This window comes from Entomomonas sp. E7T21, assembly GCF_058693955.1.
Window position 1 is genome coordinate 599,776 of record NZ_CP191672.1, and the last position, 22,915, is coordinate 622,690.

Genomic DNA, 22,915 nt, shown 5'->3' on the forward strand with positions numbered 1-22,915 from the left:
GTGGGGATTGATTGTCTTTAGACTTTATATCCCTAAATTTGGCGGGGTTTTGCCTCGCCATTTTTATTATGTTGTAAAAATGTTTCGTGGAGCGATAGATGGCAACAATTAATCAATTGGTGCGCAAGCCTCGCAAGCGTCTCGTCGAAAAAAGTGACGTGCCAGCTTTGCAGCGCTGCCCCCAACGTCGTGGAGTTTGTGTACGTGTTTACACAACTACACCTAAAAAACCAAACTCGGCTATGCGTAAAGTATGTCGTGTGCGTTTAACTAATGGTTACGAAGTGACTTCCTACATCGGTGGTGAAGGTCATAACTTGCAAGAGCATAGTGTTGTGCTTATCCGTGGTGGTCGTGTTAAAGACTTACCAGGTGTGCGTTACCACACTGTGCGTGGTTCTTTAGACACTACTGGTGTTAAAGACCGTAAGCAAGCTCGTTCAAAATATGGCGCGAAGCGTCCTAAGTAATTTTTAATTTTTTATTGAGTCGATAAGAGTAAGGACGGGGTTATCCCGAACTAACCTGAAGACCGTTTTAGAGGGCTTATCCAATGCCAAGACGTCGTGTCGCAGCGAAGCGTGAAATTCTTGATGATCCTAAGTATGGAAGTCAAATTCTCGCTAAGTTTATCAATCACGTGATGGAAAGTGGTAAAAAAGCAGTCGCCGAACGTATCGTTTACGGTGCACTTGAAACCATTAAACAGCGTAAAAATACCGAGCAACCTTTAGAGTTCTTCGAAAAAGCACTTGAGGCTATCGCTCCCTTAGTAGAAGTAAAGTCACGCCGTGTAGGTGGTGCAACTTATCAGGTGCCGGTAGAAGTACGCCCATCACGCCGTAATGCGCTAGCAATGCGCTGGTTAGTAGATGCTTCCCGTAAGCGCGGTGAAAAATCTATGGCGCTAAGACTAGCGGGTGAATTATTAGATGCTTCTGAAGGCAAAGGAGCAGCAGTTAAGAAGCGTGAAGACGTGCATCGTATGGCTGAAGCCAACAAAGCATTCTCTCACTATCGCTTTTAACTGTTAACTATACAACGAGGACCTTATGGCTCGTACAACTCCTATTAATCGTTATCGTAATATTGGTATCTGTGCTCACGTTGATGCTGGTAAAACTACCACTACAGAGCGTATTCTGTTCTATACGGGTGTAAATCACAAGTTAGGTGAAGTTCATGATGGTGCTGCTACCATGGACTGGATGGAACAAGAGCAAGAGCGCGGTATTACTATTACTTCTGCTGCAACAACAGCATTTTGGTCTGGCTCAAATAAGCAGTTTGATAATTATCGTGTTAACGTAATTGATACTCCTGGTCACGTTGACTTTACTATTGAAGTAGAGCGTTCACTACGTGTACTTGATGGTGCCGTAGTAGTATTTTGTGGTACTTCTGGTGTTGAACCACAATCTGAAACTGTATGGCGTCAAGCAAATAAGTATTGCGTACCTCGTGTTGTGTACGTTAATAAAATGGACCGTGCAGGTGCTAACTTCTTACGTGTTGTTGACCAAATCAAAAATCGTTTAGGTCATACACCTGTACCTATTCAACTTCCAATTGGTGCTGAAGATAACTTCCAAGGCCAAATAGATTTGTTAAAAATGAAAGCAATCTATTGGAATGAAGATGATAAAGGTGTAACTTATCGCGAAGAAGAAATTCCTGCAGAGCTACAAGCACAAGCTGAAGAATACCGTTCTAGTATGGTTGAAGCAGCTGCTGAAGCTAATGAAGAGTTAATGAATAAATACTTAGAAGAAGGTGACTTATCTTATGATGATATCGTTGCTGGTCTACGTATTCGTACATTAGCTAATGAAATTGTGCCTGCTGTTTGTGGTTCTTCCTTTAAAAATAAAGGTGTACCATTAGTATTGGACGCAGTTATTCAATTCTTACCAGCACCTGATGAAATTCCTGCTATTAAAGGAACTGATCCAGATGATGAAGAGAAACATGATGAGCGTCATGCTGATGATAATGAACCATTCTCAGCATTAGCATTTAAAATTGCTTCTGATAAATTCGTAGGAACTTTAACTTTCGTACGTGTTTATTCAGGTGTATTAAAATCAGGCGACTCTGTAATTAACTCTGTAAAGGGTAAAAAAGAGCGTGTTGGTCGTATGGTGCAAATGCACGCTAACGATCGTAAAGAAATTGATGAAGTACGTGCAGGTGATATTGCTGCGCTTATCGGTATGAAAGATGTTACTACAGGTGATACTTTATGCGATAACGACAAGCAAATTATCCTTGAGCGTATGGACTTCCCAGAGCCAGTGATTTCGGTAGCTGTTGAGCCAAAAACTAAAGCTGACCAAGAAAAAATGGGTCTTGCTTTAAGTAAATTAGCTCAAGAAGATCCTTCATTCCGTGTAAAAACTGATGAAGAATCAGGCCAAACCATTATTTCTGGTATGGGTGAGTTGCACTTAGACATCATCGTTGATCGTATGAAACGCGAATTTGGTGTTGAGGCTAATATTGGTAAACCACAAGTTGCTTACCGTGAAGCGATTCGTAATACCTGTGAAGTTGAAGGTAAATATGTTCGCCAATCAGGTGGTCGTGGTCAATATGGTCATTGTTGGATTCGTTTTGCTCCTGCTGATGAAGGGCAAGAAGGTTTAGTATTTATTAACGAAATCGTTGGTGGTGCTATTCCTAAAGAATATATTCCAGCTATCCAGAAGGGTATTGAAGAACAGATGAAAAACGGTGTTGTTGCCGGTTATCCTCTGTTAGGTTTAAAAGCAACAGTATTTGATGGTTCATACCATGATGTTGACTCTTCCGAGATGGCATTTAAATTTGCTGCTTCAATGGCAACTAAACAACTTTCTACCAAAGGTGGAGCTGTGTTGTTAGAGCCTATTATGAAAGTTGAAGTAGTAACTCCTGAAGACTACATGGGCGATGTAATGGGTGACCTTAACCGCCGTCGTGGTATGATTCAGGGTATGGAAGATTCTGTTTCTGGTACCGTTATTAGAGCAGAAGTTCCATTGGGTGAAATGTTCGGTTATGCTACTGATGTTCGCTCAATGTCTCAGGGTCGTGCAAGTTACTCTATGGAGTTCTTGAAATATGCTGAGGCACCATCAAATATTGCTGAAGCAATTAGTAAAAAACAAGGTTAATATTTCCATTTGATTTGATAAGAGGTTTATTCTCGTGGCTAAGGAAAAATTTGAACGTAACAAACCCCACGTAAACGTAGGTACAATCGGTCACGTGGACCATGGTAAAACTACTCTAACAGCAGCATTAACTAAAGTGTGCTCTGATACTTGGGGTGGTTCTGCTAAAGCATTCGACCAAATCGATAATGCTCCAGAAGAAAAGGCGCGTGGTATTACTATTAATACATCTCACGTAGAGTACGACTCTCCAGCTCGTCACTACGCACACGTTGACTGCCCAGGCCATGCTGACTATGTTAAAAACATGATCACTGGTGCTGCACAAATGGATGGTGCTATCCTTGTTTGTTCAGCTGCTGATGGTCCTATGCCACAAACTCGTGAGCACATCTTATTGTCTCGTCAAGTAGGTGTACCTTACATTGTGGTATTCTTAAACAAAGCAGATATGGTTGATGATGCTGAGTTGATCGAATTAGTAGAAATGGAAGTTCGTGACTTATTAAATAGTTATGATTTCCCTGGTGATGATACGCCTATCATTATCGGTTCTGCATTAATGGCATTAGAAGGTAAAGATGATAATGGTATCGGTGTTTCTGCTGTACAAAAATTAGTTGAAACTTTAGATTCCTATATTCCTGAGCCTGTACGTGCTATTGATCAACCATTCTTAATGCCAATCGAAGACGTATTCTCAATCTCTGGTCGTGGTACTGTGGTAACTGGTCGTGTTGAGCGTGGTATTGTTAAGACTGGTGAAGAAATTGAAATCGTTGGTTTACGTCCAACTACTAAAACTACTTGTACTGGTGTTGAAATGTTCCGTAAATTGCTAGACGAAGGTCGTGCAGGTGAGAACATTGGTGCATTATTACGTGGTACTAAGCGTGAAGACGTTGAGCGTGGTCAAGTATTAGCTAAACCAGGTTCTATCACTCCTCACACTGAGTTTGAATGTGAAGTGTACATTTTGTCAAAAGAAGAAGGTGGTCGTCACACTCCTTTCTTCAAAGGCTACCGTCCACAATTCTACTTCCGTACTACTGACGTAACTGGTTCTTGTGAATTACCAGAAGGTACTGAAATGGTTATGCCAGGTGATAACGTGAAAATGGTTGTTACTTTAATTAACCCAATCGCGATGGAAGACGGTTTACGTTTTGCTATTCGTGAAGGTGGTCGTACAGTAGGTGCAGGTGTTGTATCTAAAATCCTTAAATAATTAGGATTTACCTGTTAAAAAGCCCAACTTATGTTGGGCTTTTTTATTGTTAATAGTTTATAAAAATACAATAAGCAACTAATTTAGTTTTTGGATTAAGATTACTAATTTCATCATTTCTCGGGTAAATTGTTTTACAATTATTTTGTGGAATCTTGTATTATTAACTGTTAGATTCTACATTTACCCCATTAATCTCTACTTATACGGTGTTATTTTACTGTTCTTTTAACACATTTTAACTTATTAGATCTCTCTGTATTGTCAAAGGATTATTAAATGCTCACCAAACTAAATAACTGTATTAATATCGTTAATAAAGTGGTCTTAGGAAAAGACTTACAAGTTCGGTTAGCGGTTACCTGTTTACTGGCAAAAGGCCATCTATTATTAGAAGATTTACCTGGAATGGGTAAAACAACATTAAGCCAAGCATTGGCTAGAGTGATGGGACTCTCCTTTCAACGTATTCAATTTACTTCTGATTTATTACCTGGTGATATTTTAGGGACTTCAGTTTTTGATAAAAATAGTGGTGAGTTTATTTTCCATCCTGGTCCTATTTTTGTTGAGTTAGTGTTAGCAGATGAAATCAATCGAGCTACACCTAAGAGTCAAAGTGCTTTATTAGAAGCCATGGAGGAGGGACAAGTAACAATTGAGGGAATGACTAGACTGTTGCCTGATCCTTTTTTTGTAATTGCTACGCAAAATCCTTCTAATCAGGGAGGCACTTTTGCACTCCCTGATTCGCAATTAGACCGTTTTCTAATGCGTTTATCTTTAGGTTATCCTGCACAAGCTGCAGAAAAAGCCTTATTAATGGGTCAAGCAAGGCGTAGTATCTTGCCAAATATAGAGCCCATTTTAACACATCAAGAGTTAAAACAAGCACAAGCAATCATTCCTCAAATAAAAACCAGTGAAGCTATTATTGATTATATTTTAAGGATAGTGACATTATCTCGTGTGGAGGATGGTTTTGGTGAAGGGTTGTCTCCCCGAGCCAGTTTAGGGTTATTAGCGGCTGCTAGGTCATGGGCCTATTTAGCAGGTCGTGATTATGTAATTCCTGAGGATGTGCAAGCAGTTTTGCCAGCAGTTGTGGGGCATCGTCTACATGATCAAATAGGGCAGCAAGGTGGGGCGTTGGTTCAACAATTGTTAACGAAAGTTCCTGTTATCTAATGGCTATTTTCAGTAAGCAATTTGAAAAATGGGTCGATAAGCGAATGCTTGTTGGTCGAGAGATATCGCTTAATAGTAAACGGGTATATGTACTGCCTACTAAGGCAGGTTTAGCCTTTATGCTATTACTATTTATTATTTTATTGGTAGGCATTAATTATCAAAATAACCTAGCTTATGGGCTTTGTTTTTTATTAAGTGCCGTTATGTTCCTTACCATTATTCATACTTGCCGGAACTTATCAGGGATTAAACTGATCAATGCTGGAGCAGAACCTGTTTTTGCAGGTGATTTGGCTAATTTTAGAATGCGCCTTGAAGTTACTAAAGGAGCAACAAGACAAGCGATAGCAGTTATTTGGAATGATGACCGAAAAAAGCAAGAGGACAATAATTTACAGCTAATAGATATTGAGAAGTTAGCAGGTGCTGAATTACTATTGGCTAAATTAGCTAAAAAGCGTGGTATCTTTTCTCCAGGAAAAGTCCATTTAGAAACTCAATTTCCATTAGGATTATTTGTTACTTGGGTGCAGATTGACCTATTATTTAAAGTGGTTGTTTATCCTAAGCCTATTGAGGGGGTGATTTCGACGCTTGGTCATACAGGTAGTGAAGAAGAAGGGCTACATGCTCATGGTAAAGGTGTCGATGATTTTCAAGGATTACGTACTTATCAACCTGGTGATTCTATGCGCTTGGTTAACTGGAAATCTTTTTCTAAAGGACAGGGACTGTTTGTAAGAGATTTTTCAGCGTTAGCGGGTAAGGAGCCTTGGTTGGATTTTGATCAAGTAGATGGCAGTGTTGAGCATCGTTTATCTGTACTTTGTTTTTGGGTATTGAAAATGGAGCAAGAGCAACAACCTTACGGAGTGAGGTTGCCTGGATTAGAGTTAACTCCGTCTATAGGTGATAAACATAAATTAGCAGCATTATATGCTTTAGCCATGCATGGAGTAACATAATGACAGGAAATACTGCATTAGTTACTCGTAATGGTTTAACTTGGTTATTGATTGCTCAAGCATTAGCTATTTTCCCTTTATTATTTTATTTACCTTGGTGGACTTTAGGTCTTTGGTTAGGGTGTGCTTTATGGCGCATCCAAATTTACCGAATGAAATTTAATTACCCCAATAAAATTATCAAAGTTGGTTTGGTTGTTGTTATTGGTGTTGGTATTTATTTGACGCGTGGTACTGTTTTAGGATTAGAAGGTGGGCTTGCGTTACTTGTTGCTGCTTTTTCATTAAAGTTAATAGAACTAAAGACTAAACGAGATGCATTAGTTATTCTTTATATAGGTTTTTTAGTAGTAACTACACTTTATCTTTATGATAATAGTTTTGCTTGGGTAAGTTACTCATTATTGCCCATAGTGACCTTAATAGCTGCACTAATAGGACTTAACCAAATAAAATTGGCTACGCATTCATTTGCTACAGTGAAGTTAGCAAGTATTTTATTATTGCAAGCATTGCCATTAATGCTCGTTTTATTTTTCTTTTTCCCAAGGCTAGATCCTTTATGGACATTGCCTATGCCTAAAAAACAGCAAGTTACAGGGGTCTCAAATAAGATGACACCTGGTGAAATTGCTAATATGGCAAAATCTTCAGAATTAGTATTGCGTGCTACTTTTACAGATGGCAATATTCCGGCACGAAATAAATTATATTGGCGGGCTTTAACTTTAGAAACTTATAATGGTCGTACTTGGACGCAAGCATGGGATGTTGAATACCATATAGGTAAAGAACCAATTTGGCGCGCAGTACCAAATAATAGAGATCAAACAAGTTATAGTATTATTATGCAACCTAGCTCACAGACTTGGGTTATAGCATTAGATACTGCCCAAACTTTACCTAATCATGTGGTTCGTTCAGCAGATTTCCATTTAGAACGTAATAAACCAATAGATACAGTTTATTCATATCAGTTAACCTCAACACTTAATGCATTAAAGGAACCTAATCAAACACCTCGTGTTAATATTAATCAACAGCTGCCCGTTAATAATAGTGATCCTCGTGCTAGAGCATTTGGTGAAGAGTTAAGAAAAACTTATCAAGGAAACACTAGTCAGATTGTAGATGCATTATTAAAGCGTTTTCATAATGAGCCCTACCACTATACATTGAATACACCAGATTTAGGACAAAATAGTGTTGATGCTTTCTTTTTTGATACCAAAAGAGGATTTTGTGAACATTATGCCAGTGCTACTACTTTTATTTTAAGGGCAGCAGGAATTCCAGCTAGGGTCATACTAGGTTACCAAGGAGGTGAAATAAATACAGCAGGTAATTTTGTACAAGTTCGGCAGTTTGATGCACATGCGTGGGTTGAGTATTGGGAGCAAGGAAAGGGCTGGGTAACGATTGACCCTACTTTTCAAGTAGCGCCAAGCCGTATCGAAGCGGGATTAAATGAAGCATTGTCAGAAGATGAACAAACACAAGCAGGTAATAATGCTTTGATTGGATATGGTACAGATAGTATTTTTACTAAGTTACGTATGAGTTGGGAAAACTTTAATAATGAATGGGATATTTTTATCTCAGGTTATAATACGGATCAACAACGTGGTATCTTACAAAAGATCTTTGGTAAAACAAATCTTACTTATTTAGGAATATTATTAGTAATAGGTATTGTTGTAATCACAGTAATATGGATGCTGCTATTATTAAAACCATGGAAACGTGAAAAAGATCCAGTGCTTAGATATTATCAACAGTTTGAGAGGTTGCTTGCTGTACAAGGTATTAGACGAGAGTTAGGCGAGGGGCCAAATGATTTTGCATTAAGGGCTATGCAAGCGCTACCTAGCTATCAAGAGCAAATTAAAGCATTTAATGAAGCGTTTATTGCTCAACAGTATGCAGGACAAAATTCTTTACATACATTAAAGCAAGCATTGGAAAACTTTAGAAAAGCGTTACCATGGAAGAAAAAAATGAGAGGATAATAGGGCTATTATTAAGATAGCCCTATTATGATTATTCGTTGTTGGTTTTGTGTTGCAGGGCAATAGCTAAAATATCACAAGGAGCGTTTTGTAATAAATCCTTGGTAGTTGAACCTAATAATAAAGCAAGTCCATGACGACCGTGACTGCCTACTACAATAAGATCACAATCATTTTCTTGGGCTACCCGATGAATTTCTTGACGAGCTTGGCCATAGCATAAGAAGCATTGCTCGCTTGTTAAGGTAGGATAATCAGTTATATAAGTATCTAATCTTTCCCGAGCGTGTTGCATTTGCTCTTGTTGCAAGGTAGACAAATCCATTGGTACATCACCACCAAAGGCGAGTGAAACGGGTTCTAAAATATGAATTAATGAAACTTTAGCTTGGTATAGGTTTGCTAGTTCAGTAGCTTGTTGTATAACGTGTGGACTTTCTTCAGTTAGGTCAATTGCAACAAGTAGATGTTTATAAGCCATAAGAATATCCTTCAGTTTTTGAATTAATTATTATTATAATTAGTTTATAGCAGATTGAATCATTTATTACGACATGAATCAATCTGCGCTTATTATCTATTAGTAGAATGCCTGAAGACCAGTTTGGGCACGACCAAGAATTAACGCATGGATATCATGGGTTCCTTCATAGGTATTAACTACTTCTAGATTTACTAAATGACGAGCAATACTGAATTCATCACTAATGCCATTCCCACCTAGCATATCACGTGCTAAACGGGCTATATCTAATGCTTTACCACATGAGTTACGCTTCATAATAGAAGTGATTTCAACAGCTGCGGTACCTTCATCCTTCATACGTGCTAAACGTAAACAGCCTTGTAGGCCTAAGGTAATTTCAGTTTGCATATCTGCTAGTTTCTTTTGGATAAGCTGATTAGCAGCTAGAGGACGACCAAATTGTTTACGGTCTAGTACATATTGGCGAGCTACATGCCAGCAGTCTTCTGCAGCACCTAGAGCACCCCATGCAATACCGAAGCGTGCTGAGTTTAAGCAAGTGAAAGGACCTTTTAAGCCTCTAACATCTGGGAAAGCATTTTCTTCAGGTACAAATACGCTATCCATTACAATTTCACCTGTAATAGATGCTTTTAAGCCTACTTTGCCATGAATAGCAGGTGCAGAAAGACCTTTCCAGCCCTTCTCAAGAATAAAACCACGGATCTTACCTTCATCATCTTTCGCCCATACTACAAATACATCAGCAATAGGACTATTAGTGATCCACATTTTATTACCTGATAATTGGTAACCACCATCTACTTTACGAGCACGAGTTTCCATTCCACCTGGGTCTGAACCATGATTAGGTTCAGTTAGGCCAAAGCAACCGATCCATTCACCAGTGGCTAATTTAGGAAGATATTTTTGTTTTTGTGCTTCAGTACCAAATTCATTAATAGGTACCATTACTAATGAGGATTGCACACTCATCATAGAACGGTAGCCAGAGTCAACACGTTCAACTTCACGAGCGATAAGGCCGTAGCAAACATAATTTAAACCGCTGCCACCATAGGCTTCAGGAATCGTACAACCAAGTAAACCAGTTTCTCCCATTTCACGGAAAATATTGGGGTCGGTTGTTTCATTACGGAATGCATTGGAAACGCGGGGAGCTAATTTATCTTGGGCAAACTGTTGAGCGGTATTACGTACCATACGCTCTTCTTCTGTTAATTGCTGGTCCAACAGTAATGGGTCATCCCAAACGAAGCTCGCTTTATTAGTCATATATTAATCCTCGAGAATTTATTAATTATTTTTCAAGTCACCTAATTAAGGTTAGATACTTAAGCTTAGATTAAGTATAGGTTGTTATTGTCTAATTTGTTACTTGATAGTGCAAGCTAAGTTTTTATTTTGTAACCAAGCTGTTGCCATACCTGATAGCTTGCAATTGCTACTGTATTAGATAAATTTAAGCTACGGCTATTGGGTTGCATGGGGAGTTTTACTTTTTGTTGATCATTTAGGCTATTTAAAATTTCCATGGGTAAGCCACGAGTTTCTGGTCCAAAAAGTAAAGCATCACCTAATTGATACTGTACATCGCTATAAATATGGGTTGCTTTAGTGGTAAAAGCAAAAAGTCTAGGATAATCTAGTATTTGCAAACAATCTTGTAAGCTATCATATTGTTTTACTTGTGCAAATTCATGATAGTCTAATCCTGCACGACGTAATCTTTTATCATCTAAAATAAAGCCTAAAGGTTTTATTAGATGTAACTGACAACCTATATTGGCACAAAGACGAATGATATTTCCTGTATTGGGCGGAATTTCAGGTTGAAATAAAATGATATGAAACATAAGTTATAAAGATAATTTTTTAGATGTAATGCATTATTATAGCATTAACCTATTTTTTATTTAGAATGCTTTTAGCCAAAAATGTAAAAGATTTGTTAGGAAAATGATAAGCACATTTTAATAATTTATAATAGGACTATTATGAAAATATTAGTTATTGAAGATAATAAAGATATTCTAATTAATGTGGTTGATTACCTTTCAATTAAAGGGTATGACGTTGATTGTGCACAAAATGGTATAACAGGCCTTAATCTGGCTACTGAAAATTTTTATGATCTAATCGTATTAGATATTATGTTACCAGGGATGGATGGTTTAGAGGTTTGTAAACTATTACGTTCAGATCCTCGTAAAACTGTGCCAATTATAATGTTAACTGCGCGAGACTCCATAGATGACCGAATAGCAGGTTTTAAAACAGGAGCGGATGATTATTTGATAAAACCTTTTGCTTTAGCAGAGTTGGTTGCTCGAATAGAAGCAGTAATTAGACGAAGTCAAGGCGTTGGCCAGTATTTATTACAAGTAGATGATTTAATTTATAACTTAGATACTTTTGTGGTACAGCGAGCAGGTGTTACTCTTAAGCTAACGCCATTAGCGCTTAAACTACTAGAAGTATTAATGAAAAAAAGCCCTAATGTTGTTCGTCGAGAAATTTTAGAGCAACAAGTATGGGGAGATGAAATACCTGATACAGATATACTTCGGAGTCATATTCATCAATTAAGACAAATTATTGATAAACCGTTTGATAAACCATTACTCCATACTATACCTAAGTTAGGTTATAAATTAGCAGAGTCTGTTGATGCGTCTTAAACAACCTTTAAAAAAGCGTATAGTTATTGCTTTCTTCTTAATGACATTGATTGTTGCAGGTGTCTCATCTATCAGTATCTTTCTTATTGTTCATACTCTAGAAGAGCATTTTGTATCACAAGGCTTAAGTGATAACCTTGAAGAAATATTGAATAGTCAGATGTCACGAGAAAGGATTCAGAAGCTTAGTCAAGATACAGACTTTTACACAACGGATTCGCAAGTAAGTTATCCTATTCCAGAGCAATTTAAGAACATAAAAGATGGATTTTCAGAGGTTATCTTAAGAGAAGGTGCTGCCTATTATGTGTATAAAGAAACAATTGATCAGCAAAGTTATTTGATTGTTAAAGACCAAACTGAGTTTGAAATCCGTGAACAGATGCTCCTTTTAGTAGTTTTTTTAGGGTTTATAGGGTCATTAATTGTTTCATTGATTTTAGGGAAGTTATTAGCTAATCATATTCTTGCACCTATTATTAAATTGGCAGATCAGGTTGATAAAATCAGTTGTTCAGAAAATAAAGTAATTAATGTGACACTTAATAACCAGTATGCACATGATGAAGTGGGGCAATTAGCAGCTGCATTTGATAGGGCGTTTGGTGAGTTACAGTCTGCATTAGAAAGAGAGCGTTTGTTTACCAGTGATGTGAGCCATGAGTTAAGAACACCATTAATGGTAATAGCAACAAGCTGTGAATTACTGTTATTGGAGGCTAAAGAGCTTTCCTCAGTGCAATCTCAACAGATTAATAGAATTAGTGCCGCTAATAAAGATATGAATGAGTTGGTACAAACATTCTTAATGTTAGCACGTATCGAAAATAATCCAATTGTAGGGGATCAAATAACATTACTAAATTTAGCTAAACAGCTAGCAGAAGTTTGGTCAGCAAAATTTAAAGAAAAGGGAATAACATTTATTTTTGAGGTTAAATCTTCTACTACTAACACTTACAATAAGACGTTATTAAAAACAGTGATATCCAACTTATTACGAAATGCTTGGCATTATACGGAACAGGGAGAAGTAAGGTTGGTGATTGATGATGATAGTTTTTTTGTTCAAGATACAGGAATTGGTGTGCCTCAGGACAAACAACAAGCTATTTTTCAAGCTTTTGTAAGAGGGAGTAATCGAGGTGAAGGTTTAGGTCTAGGTTTATCCTTAGTAAAACGAATTTGTACCCACCAACATTGGCAAGTGTATGTTATTTCTAGTGAGGAAAGCGGTAGTATTTTTTCTGTTACATTAAGTATTGATTAGTTTGAAAACAATTTATATCTCTAGGGGTTATAAGGTGCGTAATTTTGTTTCTGGTGGTATTCTTAAGAAACGTTATAATAACCAACTGTTTCAGTAAAAGATGAATGACATCTTGTCTATTTTAAGTGATAATTCTTATCATTAACTATATTTATAATCGTTATATTGTTTGTACAAGAGAGCTAAATAATTATGAAGCGTTTAACAATTGCACTATGGGTTATTTTGGTTGTTGGTTTTACCACACAATGTTTTGCGCTCTATATGATTAGGTCTTCTTGTTATAACCAAACAATTGCTCAAGAAACTAAGCAAGAAATTAGTTTAAAAAGAGGCGTTTGTGAACCAAAATTAGAATTATCATTAAAAACAAAACAAATGGCCTTTCATTATTACATGAGCCTAATTTATATTTTACCCGCATTATTTTTTATCTGTGTAGTACTTACCTTTAAACTACGTGCTCAGAGAAGAAATAAAGAAGCTGATACCTCACAAGATAGTTTAGACTCTTAATAAATAATTAGATGGAGATCAAATAATGGATGATTGCTTATTCTGTAAAATTATTAAGGGTGAGATACCCTCTAAATTGATTTATGAAGATGAACAGGTTTATGCGTTTCATGATATTGATCCAAAAGCCCCAGTTCATTTTTTAGTTATTCCTAAAAAGCATATTGCGACACTTGATGATTTACAAGAAGAAGATAAACTAGTAGCAGGGCACATATTATTGACCGCTCAGCGTTTAGCTAAAGAACTAGGGTGTGAAGAAGGATTCAGAGTAGTAATGAACTGCAATGAATTAGGTGGGCAAACTGTTTATCACATCCATATGCATGTTTTAGGGCAGCGTCAATTAGATTGGCCACCAGGTTAGTAGTTTAATTTTATTAGATTTTACAACGAGGTTTCCATGGCAAATCAACGTCATTACACACCTGCAGATAAGTTACTAATGCAAGTGAATTCGGCTTTACGTACTTTGCTACCATTTTCAGGGTCGCCTTATCGTGTTTCTCCTGCTAAAACCTTTGCTGATGCTGAGTTAACAGAGCAAGAAAGTAAGCATGTGGCTGGTTTAATGCGAATTAATCATACGGGCGAAGTCTGTGCTCAAGCTTTATATCAAGGCCAAGCATTAACAGCAAAATTACCTGAAGTTAGAGAAGCCATGGAAAAGGCTGCTGAAGAAGAAATTGATCATTTAGCATGGTGTGAAGAACGAGTAAGAGAGTTAGGCCAAAAACCGAGTATTTTAAATCCGCTATTTTATGGCTTGTCATTTGGTATGGGCGCTGCAGCTGGTTTAATTAGTGATCGTTTAAGTTTGGGATTTGTAGCAGCAGTTGAAGACCAAGTGTGTAGGCATCTGGATGAACATTTAGAACAGTTACCTACCGATGATGAAAAATCACGAGCTATTCTAGAACAAATGCGTGTAGATGAAGAAAAGCATTCTACTAATGCTATAGCGGCAGGTGGTTTTAAGTTTCCAACGCCTGTGAAGATGGGTATGACATTGCTTTCTAAAGTAATGACTAAAACTACTTATCGTATTTAAATAAAATAAAAAACCCAATTTAATCATTAAATTGGGTTTTTTATGGTTTGCTAATTAGAAATTTTATTTTTAGGTATATTACGGCCGTAGAAAATTTCTAACATTTCATGGCGTAAGCTGGCGCTTACTTTTTCTCGTTGTTGATCAGATAAATTATTAGTGGCATCGCCAAATAAGTAATTTTCCAACACAAAATCTTTCAATAGCATTTTGGTATGAAATAAATTCTCTTGATAAACATTTACATCCATCATCTGGTAATTAGTGCGTGTATCTTTAGAAAGATAATTTTGAATAGAATTGATTTCATGATCAATAAATAATTTTTTGCCTTCAACATCACGCGTAAATCCACGTACACGATAGTCAACCGTTACAATGTCAGAATCAAACTGATGGATAAGATAGTTCAGTGCTTTTAACGGAGAGATAACACCACAGGTTGATACATCTATATCTACACGAAAGGTAGCGATGCCTTCAACAGGATGAACTTCTGGGTAGGTATGAACGGTTATATGGCTTTTATCAAGGTGGGCTAGTATTGTGTCGCGTAAGGGGCCTGGTGATTCAGTATCGTAATCAACATCAGTCTCTGCGACTGGCTGCTCTGAGATTAAGATAGTTACACTAGCCCCCTGTGGATCATAATCTTGACGCGCAATATTAAGGATATTAGCCCCAATGATATCAACAACTGCTGTTAGTATCTGAGTTAGACGCTCAGCATCGTATACTTCATCAATGTAACGAATATAGGCTTGTTGGTCTTCATGGGTTTCAGCATAGCTGATATCATAGATATTAAAGCTTAAGGTCTTGGTTAGATTATTGAATCCATATAATTTAAGTTTGCTATTCACTTATTGGTTAGACTCCTCTACAAAGCCAGAGTGTTTTACTTAGCTAAGTTAATTATATTGTATTATCTAGATAGGTTAGAACTATTTTTAATGGAAATATTGATTAAAGTATGCATTATGCAAATCTAATCTTATATTTCAAGCCGTTTTTTAATGATAGACTGTTAATTGTGATTATTTGTAGATAGATTAATGAACCGTTTACTTTATAGTGTATTATTTTATATGGCGCTACCTGTTATTACAGGGCGTTTATTTTGGCGTGCTAGAAAAGCTCCAGCTTATAAACAACGTATTGCTGAGCGATTTGCCTTTAAATTAAAAAGTTTAAAACCTCATGGTATTTGGATTCATGCGGTGTCAGTGGGTGAAAGCATTGCTGCTGCTCCGATGATTAATGCATTATTGGATGAGCATCCTGATTTACCTATTACTATCACATGCATGACACCTACTGGTTCAGAACGTATAAAGTCATTATTTGGTGATAGAGTACAGCATTGTTATATGCCTTATGATGCTCCCTGTATTGCTAAACGTTTTCTTAAAAAGTTACAACCTAAAGTAGCTATTATTATGGAAACTGAGCTTTGGCCTAATCATATCTATTATTGTCATCAAATGAATACTCCTGTGGTTTTGGCCAATGCAAGACTCTCAGAGAGGTCAGCAAAAGGCTATGCTAAATTCCATAAAGTAACACGCCCAATGTTTGCTTCTATTAATTGGATTGCTGTGCAAACCCAGCTAGAAGCAGATCGTTTTATTGAGCTAGGTGCTGTACCAGAAAATGTTGCTGTGATTGGCTCTATTAAATTTGATATTAATATTGAATCAGAGTTAATAAAAAGTGCCGATGAGTTACGTAAAAAGTGGCAAAGTACTGATCGTCCCACATGGATTGCAGCCAGCACTCATGCGGGTGAAGATGAAATAGTTTTAGAGGCTCATCGGCAACTATTAGCACAACATCCTGATGGTTTGCTTATTTTAGTACCTCGTCATCCAGAACGATTTAATGATGTATTTGAATTAACAGCCAAACATTTTAATACCATTAAACGTTCTGAGCAGGCATTGGTAACTAGCCAAACACAGGTATTAGTGGGTGATACTATGGGCGAGTTACTTTTTCTGTATGCGTTAGCTGATATAGCTTTTGTAGGTGGAAGTCTTGTCGATAATGGTGGTCATAATGTACTAGAACCAGTGGCTTTACATAAACCCGTTATTTGTGGCCCACATTTATATAATTTTCAGGAAATTACCAATCAACTGAAAGATGCTCATGCATTAGCCGTAGTGAATAACTCTCAAGAACTTTTTTTACAGCTTAAGCGATTATTTGAAAATGATGCTTTGATAGAGCAGATGGTGCAAGGTGGCAATCAGATTATGCAACATAATCAAGGGGCATTAGAGCGATTAGTACAAGGAATTGATCAACAATTGGTGAGTTAAAACAGGATGTTCAAGCTGTTTTTTAAAAAGAAAAAATTATTAATTTTTACTATATTAAGCATATTTTTAGTAGTGGTTGGTTATGTTACTGTTACTAAAGCTAATATCAATCCTAATAGGCAAGTTGGTGATATTGTAGATAGTTTTAATGATGTTAAAGTCTACTACAATGGAGGAGTCAGTCATGTTGAAGGACGTAATTTAACCGCAGATGGTTATAATTTAGGTTTAAAATATCAATGTGTAGAGTTTATTAAGCGTTATTATTACCAGCGTTTTCAACATAAAATGCCAGACTCTTATGGGCATGCAAAAAGCTTTTTTAACTCATCTGTTGCGTCTGGTACATTAAATTCTCAAAGAAACCTTAAACAATTTAGTAATGGTAGTGTGAAACCACAGGTAGAAGATATTTTAGTATTTGATGGCACTTTAACTAATCGTTATGGGCATGTAGCCATTATTTCTAGAGTCACTGAGGACTCAATAGAGATTATTCAGCAAAACCCAGGTCCTTTTGCTAGTAGCCGAGAAACCATTATATTAAAAAAAGTAAATAATGGTTCTTGGACTATAGAAAAGCCTAATGTATTAGGCTTTTTACGTAGGCCTTAAGGTTTTAATTGAATTTTGGGTGCCCATTTTAACCATTGCTCTTTAGGTTCATCATATAGCATAAAGAATCTGCCTGCTGTTGCAGGCTCACCCATGTTGGTTTCAGGTGTTGCGAAAGCAATGCCGCCTGCCATGATAGTTTGTAATGATTCAGTACGTACTTTCACCCCTTTAAACAAGCCCGCATCAATACCAATGCCACTGGTATTCCAGAACTGGGAATTAGCTTTTACAAGTGGTGCATATTTAGGTTCAATTAAGATATCGATAAACACTCGATCAGCTTGGGGAGATAATTTAAAGTTAGTTACTTTACCAACAGGTATTTCTCTATAAGTAACAGGTACACCAATATTTAATGATCCTCTACGTGATGCGGTTAATACTAAATACAAGCCTTTTTCTTGTTGCGCTTTTACGGTAGGTGGCTCTGATCGTACTTGGAAAGTAGTTTGCTTACGGGCAGAGGTAGTGCCTGGGAGCACCTCAAGATAGGCACCTGTAATAAGTGTTCCTAAGTTTGCCGTTTTTAATAAACCAAGTTCAGGTTTAACAACCCAAAATATACTATTACTGCGGCTGATAAGATCATTACCTTGAGTTATACGGGCTGTTGCAGTAATGCCTGATAAGTCTTTAGTTAATGACATGCTTTCAATTGTACCTATCTCTAAACCTCTAACACGAATAGGTGTTCCTTCAGAAATACCTTCTGTGGTATCCAATTGTAGAGTTATTATTGTGCCTGCTGTTTTTGCTTTTTCTTCGTTGGCATAAAGGGGGAATGCTTTGACAGTTGTGACAGGTGTTGCTTTGGGGTTAGGTGTGTCAAAGGCTATACCTCCCGCTAATAAAGTAAGTAATGATTCACTTTTTACTTCAATACCCGACATACCGCCTTTTAAAGAAATACCACTTACATTCCAGAAACGAGTAGAGTTATTCACAAGTTGTGCATATTCTGGTTCTATATGGATGCCAATAATAACCTTTTGTTTATCACGAGAGAGTTGGTAGCTTTGCACGGAGCCTACTTTCAATTGTTTATAAAGAATAGGGCTACCAATGTCTAAGGAGCCTAGTTGTTGGGTTTTTAGAACAAGGTGTAAACCAGGTGCATCTGTATTTAATGGTGGTGCTTTACGACGGATAGTGAATTCTCTAGTAGGTTCACCCTTTTTAGAAAAACGCACTTCAATATAGTTTCCTCTTACAATGGTCTCTAAACCAGAAATACCTGTTAGAGAAATAGAAGGTTTTACTACCCAAAACTCAGTACCTTCATGCAGTAAGCCTTCGGTACGTGGATCTAAACTTAGCTCCGCAGTAGCACCTGTATAATCTTTATCAATTTTTATTTTACGCAAAATACCAACTTGTACACCTTGATTCATGATGGTAGTTTTGTCTTCTGTTAAGCCTGATAATTCATGTAACTTAAGCTCAACTTTAATACCAGACTGAGCTGCTACATAATCTTCATAGAGTTTAAAAGGCTTATCTATATCTAGAGGGGTATCTTTCTTGTCTAGATCCTCTTGAGTTTCAAAGGAAATACCACCTGATACAAGGCTCACAAGTGAGTCTGCATGAACTTTAAATCCAGCAAAGCCACCAGTTACTGTAATACCACTGGCATTCCAAAAGCGAGTTTGTTGATTCACTAAGTGTTCGTATGGTTTATAAATAAGGACATTAACTTTAATTGATTTTTGATCATCATCCAGTTGGTAGTTTTTAACTTCACCTACTTGTAGTTGCTTATAGTAAATGGGGCTGCCTTTATCTAATGAGCCTAATTTGTTTGCTTTTAAGGTGAGATGTAGTCCTGGTGCATGATCTAAAAGAGATGGAGCTTCTTTTAGTGCTACAAACTTATGACCAAGTTCACCTTCAACGGGTTCAACAGAGATATAAACACCTGAAACAATCGTTTCTAAACCAGTAACTCCACCTAGAGAAACTTTTGGGCTGACTAGCCAAAATAATGACTTTTTGCCTAAATAGGGAGCTGCTTCTTTTTCAATTTCAAGGGTTGCAATTACTTTACGTGTATCCGTATCAATGGTTAGATCGCTTACCTTACCAATGGCAATACCTTTATACATAACACTGGTTTTATTAGCCTGTATGCCACTGCCATTTTCGAACTCAACCGTAACAGTGATACCTTGATTTTGATAAGACTGCCAACCTAGCCATAATGTGACAGCTAAGGCAACAATGGGTAGTAGCCAAAAAGCAGATAGATTAGTTTCCTTTGATTTTTTGGCGTTTTCTAGTTTACTCATTCAGTGTTTTCTCATCATTTTCAATTTTTTCAACATGATCCCAAATTAAGCGTGGATCAAAGGAAATGGCAGCAAGCATAGTAATAATCACTACACTGCCGAAAGCTAATGCTCCCCAATCAGCAGTAATAGTAGAAAGATTACCAAAGTTAACTAAGGCAACCATAATTGCAATCACAAAAATATCTAACATTGACCAACGGCCAATCCATTCTATAAAACGAAACATTATCGTACAGATTTTAGGTGATAGGTGTCGGCCACGTTGTACATAAATTAATAATACAGTGAGGCCTAATAGTTTCATTGAAGGAACTAATATACTGGCTGTAAATACTACACTACCTACAAACCAATCACCCATGTTAATAAAGGTAATTACACCTTCCATAATAGTTGATGGTGTAGACATTCCCAGATAATTAACCGTCATAATCGGTAGTAAATTAGCAGGAATATATAAAATAGTGGCAGTGATTAATAATAACCACGTTTTCATAATTGACTGTGGGCGTCTAGCATGTAATGTTGAACCACAACGTTCACAAGGAGTATTGATCTCATCGATACTCGCTAAGTTATGACAGCTATGGCAGGTAATAATACCCTTATCAATCGCTCTTGTTGCTATCATTCATTCCTTCCAATAATACCCATGTTTGTGGTTGATTCATTACAATCTCTAGCCATACTTGGACAAACAACAGCATGATAAAACAAGCCAGTCCTATACCGATATGTAATTCAGCCATACCATGTAATTTAACAATTGAAACTAATATACCTAATAAATAAATTTCTAACATACCCCACTCTTTAAGTTGCTGATATGTTTTAAAGAAGGTAATAGCTAGTACTTTACCTCTATTAGTGTAAATCGCTAATAAGACATAAAGCTGACAAAGAAGTTTACAGAGAGGAATAGCAAAACCACACATTAATACTAATACTGAAATTGCTACCATACCAGAATGATAAAGCCCTAATACACTGTCCCAAACAGAAGCTTGTTGACTTTGACCTAAAATATTAATTTTTAGAATAGGTACAAAACTAGCAGGAATAAATAAAATAAGTGCTGTTAAAACAAGAGATAATGCCCTTGTTGCCATATTGCGTCGATAAATTTTTAATTTAGCCCCACAGCGGCTACAAGTAATACGCTCATCATCTTGCAAATGATCACAAGCCATTAAGAGATCACATTCTGGACAAGCAATTAAATTACTTAAAGAAAGATCTGTATTTTGTTCGCTATGAGTATTAGGCATATTAAAATTAACTAACAATGTTGTATGTATAATAGCATTGTGTATGAATTAGTTAATAATATTATTTGTATTAGACAGCATTAGTTTATGAGGATTTGTTACCATTATTTTTTCTTTGGTCTATAAACTTTTTTGCTTGCTGGATAGCCTGATCTTTTAAGTAATTTTCTGTACCTTCTACTAAATTACCACCTTTAACAATAATAGCACTTAGTTTTTTACTAATAAAATGAGTTATTAGGGCTACAACAATACCAATTATACTAAGTAAGATACCGCCAATAATAGCGATCCAATAATTATTAAACCAAACAGCTAAGAAGATACCTAACAGGGTAAAAACAATTCCTCCCCACTTAAATAGTGCTATTAGGAGTAGGTAACTGCCAACTTTATTGTCATAAAGATTTTTTAATGTGAAATTAAACATAGCTTATTGTTAATACTATCCTTATTGATACTTAATAATTTATTAAACAATGCTTAAATAAAAATTAATTCTAACCCTATTTAAGGTTATTTTAAGCTATTTCATTATATAGTAATAGATAGTAAATCAGCTTACTAAAGGAATGAAAAATGTCAGGCTCACAAAAAAGTAAAAGTAATATATTAATGGCTGCTTGTGTCATTGTTGGTACAATAGCTGGTATTACTATCTCCAGTGTGGATTTGGGTGAAGCTAACAAATTCGTTTGGATAGCTTGTGGTATTATTTTTATAGGTGCTATGCTGTTTGTGGCATGGGTTATATTTAATGCTGCACGTAATGTTCAAAAAGCGCCTATAGAAGAGGATCGTTTAGCTAAAAATTTTACGCCAGTGGCTGATAAGGGGGTAGTTTATATTTTTAGGGATCAGTTTATTGGTATGCTAAAGGCATTACCTATTAATGTGTCTGATCAGCAAGTTGGTTGGATAAAAGGTAAGAATTTTATTCGTTTAGAATTACCAGCAGGGGAATATACATTAGGTGGTAATAAAACTTGTAAACAACCTACTATTTTTCAAATAGCTAATGGTGAAATACTGTATTTTGAACAAGAAATAGTAGCAGGCATGGTAAGTAGTAGTTATATTTATAATAAAATTGATGATAGTAACCAAGCTCAATCTAAAATTAAGCTCTGTAGCTTAATAAAGAATAAAGTTTAATAGATTATGGATCCCTTTAAAGGATCCATAAGACATTGTTTAGTTAGATAGTTCTACTATTTCGTAATCATGCGTAACTTCAACACCAGCGCGTCCAAGCATGATAGAAGCAGAGCAATATTTTTCTGCTGATAAATCAATGGCACGTTTAACTTGTGTCTCTTTTAAGTTATGGCCTTTAACTACAAAGTGTAAATGTATTTTAGTAAATACTTTGGGTTCTTCATCAGCACGTTCTGCCTCTAAAAAAACCTCACAGCTTTCTACTGCTTGACGTGCTTTTTCTAAGATATTGATTACATCAAAGTTACTACAGCCACCTAAGCCAAGTAATAACATTTCCATAGGGCGGATGCCAATATTGCGCCCACCATGTTCGGGAGGGCCATCCATCACTACTGTATGACCACTACCAGATTCAGCTACAAATTGCCTTTCACCAACCCAACGTACTCTACCTTTCATCATTGCACCTAATACAAAATAAACTGTTACTAATTACTATAAATTATCCTAAAGGATAACATAAATCTACCCTTGAACTTTGCTATAAATGCCCTTATCTAATACTACATACTGCAAGTTGTATTAATTATAGCTATTCCCCCAGTTATTTATACTTTGTTGAATGGCTTAGCCGTTTTGTACTGTCTTCAGCCATCCGACTCGTCTAAAAAACTAGGAAAACAGCTATAAAAGGATACAG

24 protein-coding genes are annotated in these 22,915 nt (G+C 36.5%); 15 read left to right on the forward strand and 9 right to left on the reverse strand.

Features of this window, described 5'->3' with window-relative positions; all coding sequences use genetic code 11:
• Nucleotides 1-98 precede the first annotated feature (98 nt).
• The 7 genes from rpsL (at nucleotide 99) to ACQVD9_RS02980 (ending at nucleotide 8,548) form a co-directional block, all read left to right on the forward strand.
• Nucleotides 99-470 carry a 30S ribosomal protein S12 gene (gene rpsL / locus ACQVD9_RS02950; protein ID WP_264747385.1) on the forward strand — a complete coding sequence of 124 codons (372 nt, stop codon included), beginning with the start codon at nucleotides 99-101 and terminating at the stop codon, nucleotides 468-470.
• 83 nt (nucleotides 471-553) lie between these two features.
• Nucleotides 554-1,027, forward strand: a complete 474-nt coding sequence (rpsG, locus tag ACQVD9_RS02955; RefSeq protein WP_201091855.1) for a 30S ribosomal protein S7 — start codon at nucleotides 554-556, stop codon at nucleotides 1,025-1,027.
• 25 nt (nucleotides 1,028-1,052) lie between these two features.
• A complete protein-coding gene (gene fusA / locus ACQVD9_RS02960) occupies nucleotides 1,053-3,155 on the forward strand; it encodes an elongation factor G (RefSeq protein ID WP_264747386.1) in 2,103 nt (700 codons plus the stop codon).
• A gap of 34 nt (nucleotides 3,156-3,189) precedes the next feature.
• On the forward strand, nucleotides 3,190-4,383 hold the full coding sequence (tuf, locus tag ACQVD9_RS02965) for an elongation factor Tu (RefSeq protein ID WP_264747387.1): 1,194 nt from the start codon (nucleotides 3,190-3,192) through the stop codon (nucleotides 4,381-4,383).
• A 279-nt stretch (nucleotides 4,384-4,662) separates the two neighbouring features.
• The gene (locus ACQVD9_RS02970) at nucleotides 4,663-5,571 is read left to right on the forward strand and encodes an AAA family ATPase (RefSeq protein WP_264747388.1); all 909 of its coding nucleotides are present in this window, start codon (nucleotides 4,663-4,665) and stop codon (nucleotides 5,569-5,571) included.
• On the forward strand, nucleotides 5,571-6,539 hold the full coding sequence (locus ACQVD9_RS02975; protein ID WP_264747389.1) for a DUF58 domain-containing protein: 969 nt from the start codon (nucleotides 5,571-5,573) through the stop codon (nucleotides 6,537-6,539). Before ACQVD9_RS02970 ends, ACQVD9_RS02975 begins: the two co-directional genes overlap by 1 nt.
• Nucleotides 6,539-8,548 carry a transglutaminase TgpA family protein gene (locus tag ACQVD9_RS02980; RefSeq protein WP_264747390.1) on the forward strand — a complete coding sequence of 670 codons (2,010 nt, stop codon included), beginning with the start codon at nucleotides 6,539-6,541 and terminating at the stop codon, nucleotides 8,546-8,548. The genes ACQVD9_RS02975 and ACQVD9_RS02980 overlap by 1 nt, the downstream gene beginning before the upstream one ends.
• A gap of 31 nt (nucleotides 8,549-8,579) precedes the next feature.
• On the opposite strand, the gene ACQVD9_RS02985 is transcribed toward ACQVD9_RS02980, so the two are convergent.
• The 3 genes from ACQVD9_RS02985 to trmL all read right to left on the reverse strand — a co-directional run bounded on the left by ACQVD9_RS02985 (nucleotide 8,580) and on the right by trmL (nucleotide 10,891).
• On the reverse strand, nucleotides 8,580-9,029 hold the full coding sequence (locus tag ACQVD9_RS02985) for a universal stress protein (protein ID WP_264747391.1): 450 nt from the start codon (nucleotides 9,027-9,029) through the stop codon (nucleotides 8,580-8,582).
• A 99-nt stretch (nucleotides 9,030-9,128) separates the two neighbouring features.
• Entirely contained in the window at nucleotides 9,129-10,310 is a 1,182-nt protein-coding gene (locus ACQVD9_RS02990; protein WP_264747392.1) for an acyl-CoA dehydrogenase, read from the reverse strand.
• Between the two features lie 116 nt (nucleotides 10,311-10,426).
• Nucleotides 10,427-10,891 (reverse strand): tRNA (uridine(34)/cytosine(34)/5-carboxymethylaminomethyluridine(34)-2'-O)-methyltransferase TrmL, encoded by a 465-nt coding sequence (gene trmL, locus ACQVD9_RS02995; protein WP_264747393.1) that lies wholly within the window; start codon nucleotides 10,889-10,891, stop codon nucleotides 10,427-10,429.
• A gap of 141 nt (nucleotides 10,892-11,032) precedes the next feature.
• Between trmL and ACQVD9_RS03000 the strand changes: the two genes are divergently transcribed.
• From ACQVD9_RS03000 to coq7, 5 genes are all read left to right on the forward strand, one after another.
• Nucleotides 11,033-11,716, forward strand: a complete 684-nt coding sequence (locus ACQVD9_RS03000; RefSeq protein WP_264747394.1) for a response regulator transcription factor — start codon at nucleotides 11,033-11,035, stop codon at nucleotides 11,714-11,716.
• Entirely contained in the window at nucleotides 11,706-12,986 is a 1,281-nt protein-coding gene (locus ACQVD9_RS03005) for a sensor histidine kinase (protein WP_264747395.1), read from the forward strand. Before ACQVD9_RS03000 ends, ACQVD9_RS03005 begins: the two co-directional genes overlap by 11 nt.
• 192 nt (nucleotides 12,987-13,178) lie before the next feature.
• On the forward strand, nucleotides 13,179-13,502 hold the full coding sequence (locus ACQVD9_RS03010; protein ID WP_264747396.1) for a hypothetical protein: 324 nt from the start codon (nucleotides 13,179-13,181) through the stop codon (nucleotides 13,500-13,502).
• Nucleotides 13,503-13,527: 25 nt separating this feature from the next.
• Nucleotides 13,528-13,869, forward strand: a complete 342-nt coding sequence (locus ACQVD9_RS03015) for a histidine triad nucleotide-binding protein (RefSeq protein WP_264747397.1) — start codon at nucleotides 13,528-13,530, stop codon at nucleotides 13,867-13,869.
• Nucleotides 13,870-13,905: 36 nt separating this feature from the next.
• On the forward strand, nucleotides 13,906-14,553 hold the full coding sequence (coq7, locus tag ACQVD9_RS03020) for a 2-polyprenyl-3-methyl-6-methoxy-1,4-benzoquinone monooxygenase (protein ID WP_264747398.1): 648 nt from the start codon (nucleotides 13,906-13,908) through the stop codon (nucleotides 14,551-14,553).
• Nucleotides 14,554-14,603: 50 nt separating this feature from the next.
• Here the strand turns inward: coq7 and speD are convergent, their stop codons facing one another.
• Nucleotides 14,604-15,416: an adenosylmethionine decarboxylase gene (speD, locus tag ACQVD9_RS03025; protein WP_264747399.1), complete on the reverse strand. Its 813-nt coding sequence runs from the start codon at nucleotides 15,414-15,416 to the stop codon at nucleotides 14,604-14,606.
• A gap of 192 nt (nucleotides 15,417-15,608) precedes the next feature.
• Between speD and waaA the strand changes: the two genes are divergently transcribed.
• On the forward strand, nucleotides 15,609-16,877 hold the full coding sequence (waaA, locus tag ACQVD9_RS03030; RefSeq protein ID WP_264747400.1) for a lipid IV(A) 3-deoxy-D-manno-octulosonic acid transferase: 1,269 nt from the start codon (nucleotides 15,609-15,611) through the stop codon (nucleotides 16,875-16,877).
• 6 nt (nucleotides 16,878-16,883) lie between these two features.
• A complete protein-coding gene (locus ACQVD9_RS03035) occupies nucleotides 16,884-17,492 on the forward strand; it encodes a CHAP domain-containing protein (protein WP_264747401.1) in 609 nt (202 codons plus the stop codon).
• On the opposite strand, the gene ACQVD9_RS03040 is transcribed toward ACQVD9_RS03035, so the two are convergent.
• The 4 genes from ACQVD9_RS03040 to ACQVD9_RS03055 all read right to left on the reverse strand — a co-directional run bounded on the left by ACQVD9_RS03040 (nucleotide 17,489) and on the right by ACQVD9_RS03055 (nucleotide 21,484).
• Nucleotides 17,489-19,783, reverse strand: coding sequence for a PqiB family protein (locus tag ACQVD9_RS03040; RefSeq protein ID WP_264747402.1), 2,295 nt, complete (start codon nucleotides 19,781-19,783; stop codon nucleotides 17,489-17,491). The two genes, ACQVD9_RS03035 and ACQVD9_RS03040, sit on opposite strands and share 4 nt — an antisense overlap.
• Nucleotides 19,776-20,417 (reverse strand): paraquat-inducible protein A, encoded by a 642-nt coding sequence (locus tag ACQVD9_RS03045; RefSeq protein ID WP_264747403.1) that lies wholly within the window; start codon nucleotides 20,415-20,417, stop codon nucleotides 19,776-19,778. Before ACQVD9_RS03045 ends, ACQVD9_RS03040 begins: the two co-directional genes overlap by 8 nt.
• Nucleotides 20,395-21,054 (reverse strand): paraquat-inducible protein A, encoded by a 660-nt coding sequence (locus tag ACQVD9_RS03050; protein WP_264747404.1) that lies wholly within the window; start codon nucleotides 21,052-21,054, stop codon nucleotides 20,395-20,397. The genes ACQVD9_RS03045 and ACQVD9_RS03050 overlap by 23 nt, the downstream gene beginning before the upstream one ends.
• 85 nt (nucleotides 21,055-21,139) lie before the next feature.
• Nucleotides 21,140-21,484 (reverse strand): hypothetical protein, encoded by a 345-nt coding sequence (locus tag ACQVD9_RS03055; RefSeq protein ID WP_264747405.1) that lies wholly within the window; start codon nucleotides 21,482-21,484, stop codon nucleotides 21,140-21,142.
• Nucleotides 21,485-21,633: 149 nt separating this feature from the next.
• Here ACQVD9_RS03055 and ACQVD9_RS03060 point away from each other — a divergent pair, with 149 nt between their 5' ends.
• On the forward strand, nucleotides 21,634-22,209 hold the full coding sequence (locus ACQVD9_RS03060; protein ID WP_264747406.1) for a DUF2846 domain-containing protein: 576 nt from the start codon (nucleotides 21,634-21,636) through the stop codon (nucleotides 22,207-22,209).
• Between the two features lie 39 nt (nucleotides 22,210-22,248).
• On the opposite strand, the gene ACQVD9_RS03065 is transcribed toward ACQVD9_RS03060, so the two are convergent.
• A complete protein-coding gene (locus ACQVD9_RS03065) occupies nucleotides 22,249-22,674 on the reverse strand; it encodes an OsmC family protein (RefSeq protein WP_264747838.1) in 426 nt (141 codons plus the stop codon).
• Between the last annotated feature and the right edge of the window lie 241 nt (nucleotides 22,675-22,915).

Excerpts from the sequence above, each read along its gene's own strand:
- rpsL (WP_264747385.1), top strand. The coding sequence starts at position 99 with ATGGCAACAATTAATCAATTGGTGCGCAAGCCTCGCAAGCGTCTCGTC.
- rpsG (WP_201091855.1), top strand. The coding sequence starts at position 554 with ATGCCAAGACGTCGTGTCGCAGCGAAGCGTGAAATTCTTGATGATCCT.
- fusA (WP_264747386.1), top strand. The coding sequence starts at position 1,053 with ATGGCTCGTACAACTCCTATTAATCGTTATCGTAATATTGGTATCTGT.
- ACQVD9_RS02970 (WP_264747388.1), top strand. The coding sequence starts at position 4,663 with ATGCTCACCAAACTAAATAACTGTATTAATATCGTTAATAAAGTGGTC.
- ACQVD9_RS02975 (WP_264747389.1), top strand. The coding sequence starts at position 5,571 with ATGGCTATTTTCAGTAAGCAATTTGAAAAATGGGTCGATAAGCGAATG.
- ACQVD9_RS02980 (WP_264747390.1), top strand. The coding sequence starts at position 6,539 with ATGACAGGAAATACTGCATTAGTTACTCGTAATGGTTTAACTTGGTTA.
- ACQVD9_RS02985 (WP_264747391.1), bottom strand. The coding sequence starts at position 9,029 with ATGGCTTATAAACATCTACTTGTTGCAATTGACCTAACTGAAGAAAGT.
- ACQVD9_RS02990 (WP_264747392.1), bottom strand. The coding sequence starts at position 10,310 with ATGACTAATAAAGCGAGCTTCGTTTGGGATGACCCATTACTGTTGGAC.
- trmL (WP_264747393.1), bottom strand. The coding sequence starts at position 10,891 with ATGTTTCATATCATTTTATTTCAACCTGAAATTCCGCCCAATACAGGA.
- ACQVD9_RS03000 (WP_264747394.1), top strand. The coding sequence starts at position 11,033 with ATGAAAATATTAGTTATTGAAGATAATAAAGATATTCTAATTAATGTG.
- ACQVD9_RS03005 (WP_264747395.1), top strand. The coding sequence starts at position 11,706 with ATGCGTCTTAAACAACCTTTAAAAAAGCGTATAGTTATTGCTTTCTTC.
- ACQVD9_RS03010 (WP_264747396.1), top strand. The coding sequence starts at position 13,179 with ATGAAGCGTTTAACAATTGCACTATGGGTTATTTTGGTTGTTGGTTTT.
- ACQVD9_RS03015 (WP_264747397.1), top strand. The coding sequence starts at position 13,528 with ATGGATGATTGCTTATTCTGTAAAATTATTAAGGGTGAGATACCCTCT.
- coq7 (WP_264747398.1), top strand. The coding sequence starts at position 13,906 with ATGGCAAATCAACGTCATTACACACCTGCAGATAAGTTACTAATGCAA.
- waaA (WP_264747400.1), top strand. The coding sequence starts at position 15,609 with ATGAACCGTTTACTTTATAGTGTATTATTTTATATGGCGCTACCTGTT.
- ACQVD9_RS03035 (WP_264747401.1), top strand. The coding sequence starts at position 16,884 with ATGTTCAAGCTGTTTTTTAAAAAGAAAAAATTATTAATTTTTACTATA.
- ACQVD9_RS03040 (WP_264747402.1), bottom strand. The coding sequence starts at position 19,783 with ATGAGTAAACTAGAAAACGCCAAAAAATCAAAGGAAACTAATCTATCT.
- ACQVD9_RS03045 (WP_264747403.1), bottom strand. The coding sequence starts at position 20,417 with ATGATAGCAACAAGAGCGATTGATAAGGGTATTATTACCTGCCATAGC.
- ACQVD9_RS03050 (WP_264747404.1), bottom strand. The coding sequence starts at position 21,054 with ATGCCTAATACTCATAGCGAACAAAATACAGATCTTTCTTTAAGTAAT.
- ACQVD9_RS03055 (WP_264747405.1), bottom strand. The coding sequence starts at position 21,484 with ATGTTTAATTTCACATTAAAAAATCTTTATGACAATAAAGTTGGCAGT.
- ACQVD9_RS03060 (WP_264747406.1), top strand. The coding sequence starts at position 21,634 with ATGTCAGGCTCACAAAAAAGTAAAAGTAATATATTAATGGCTGCTTGT.
- ACQVD9_RS03065 (WP_264747838.1), bottom strand. The coding sequence starts at position 22,674 with ATGAAAGGTAGAGTACGTTGGGTTGGTGAAAGGCAATTTGTAGCTGAA.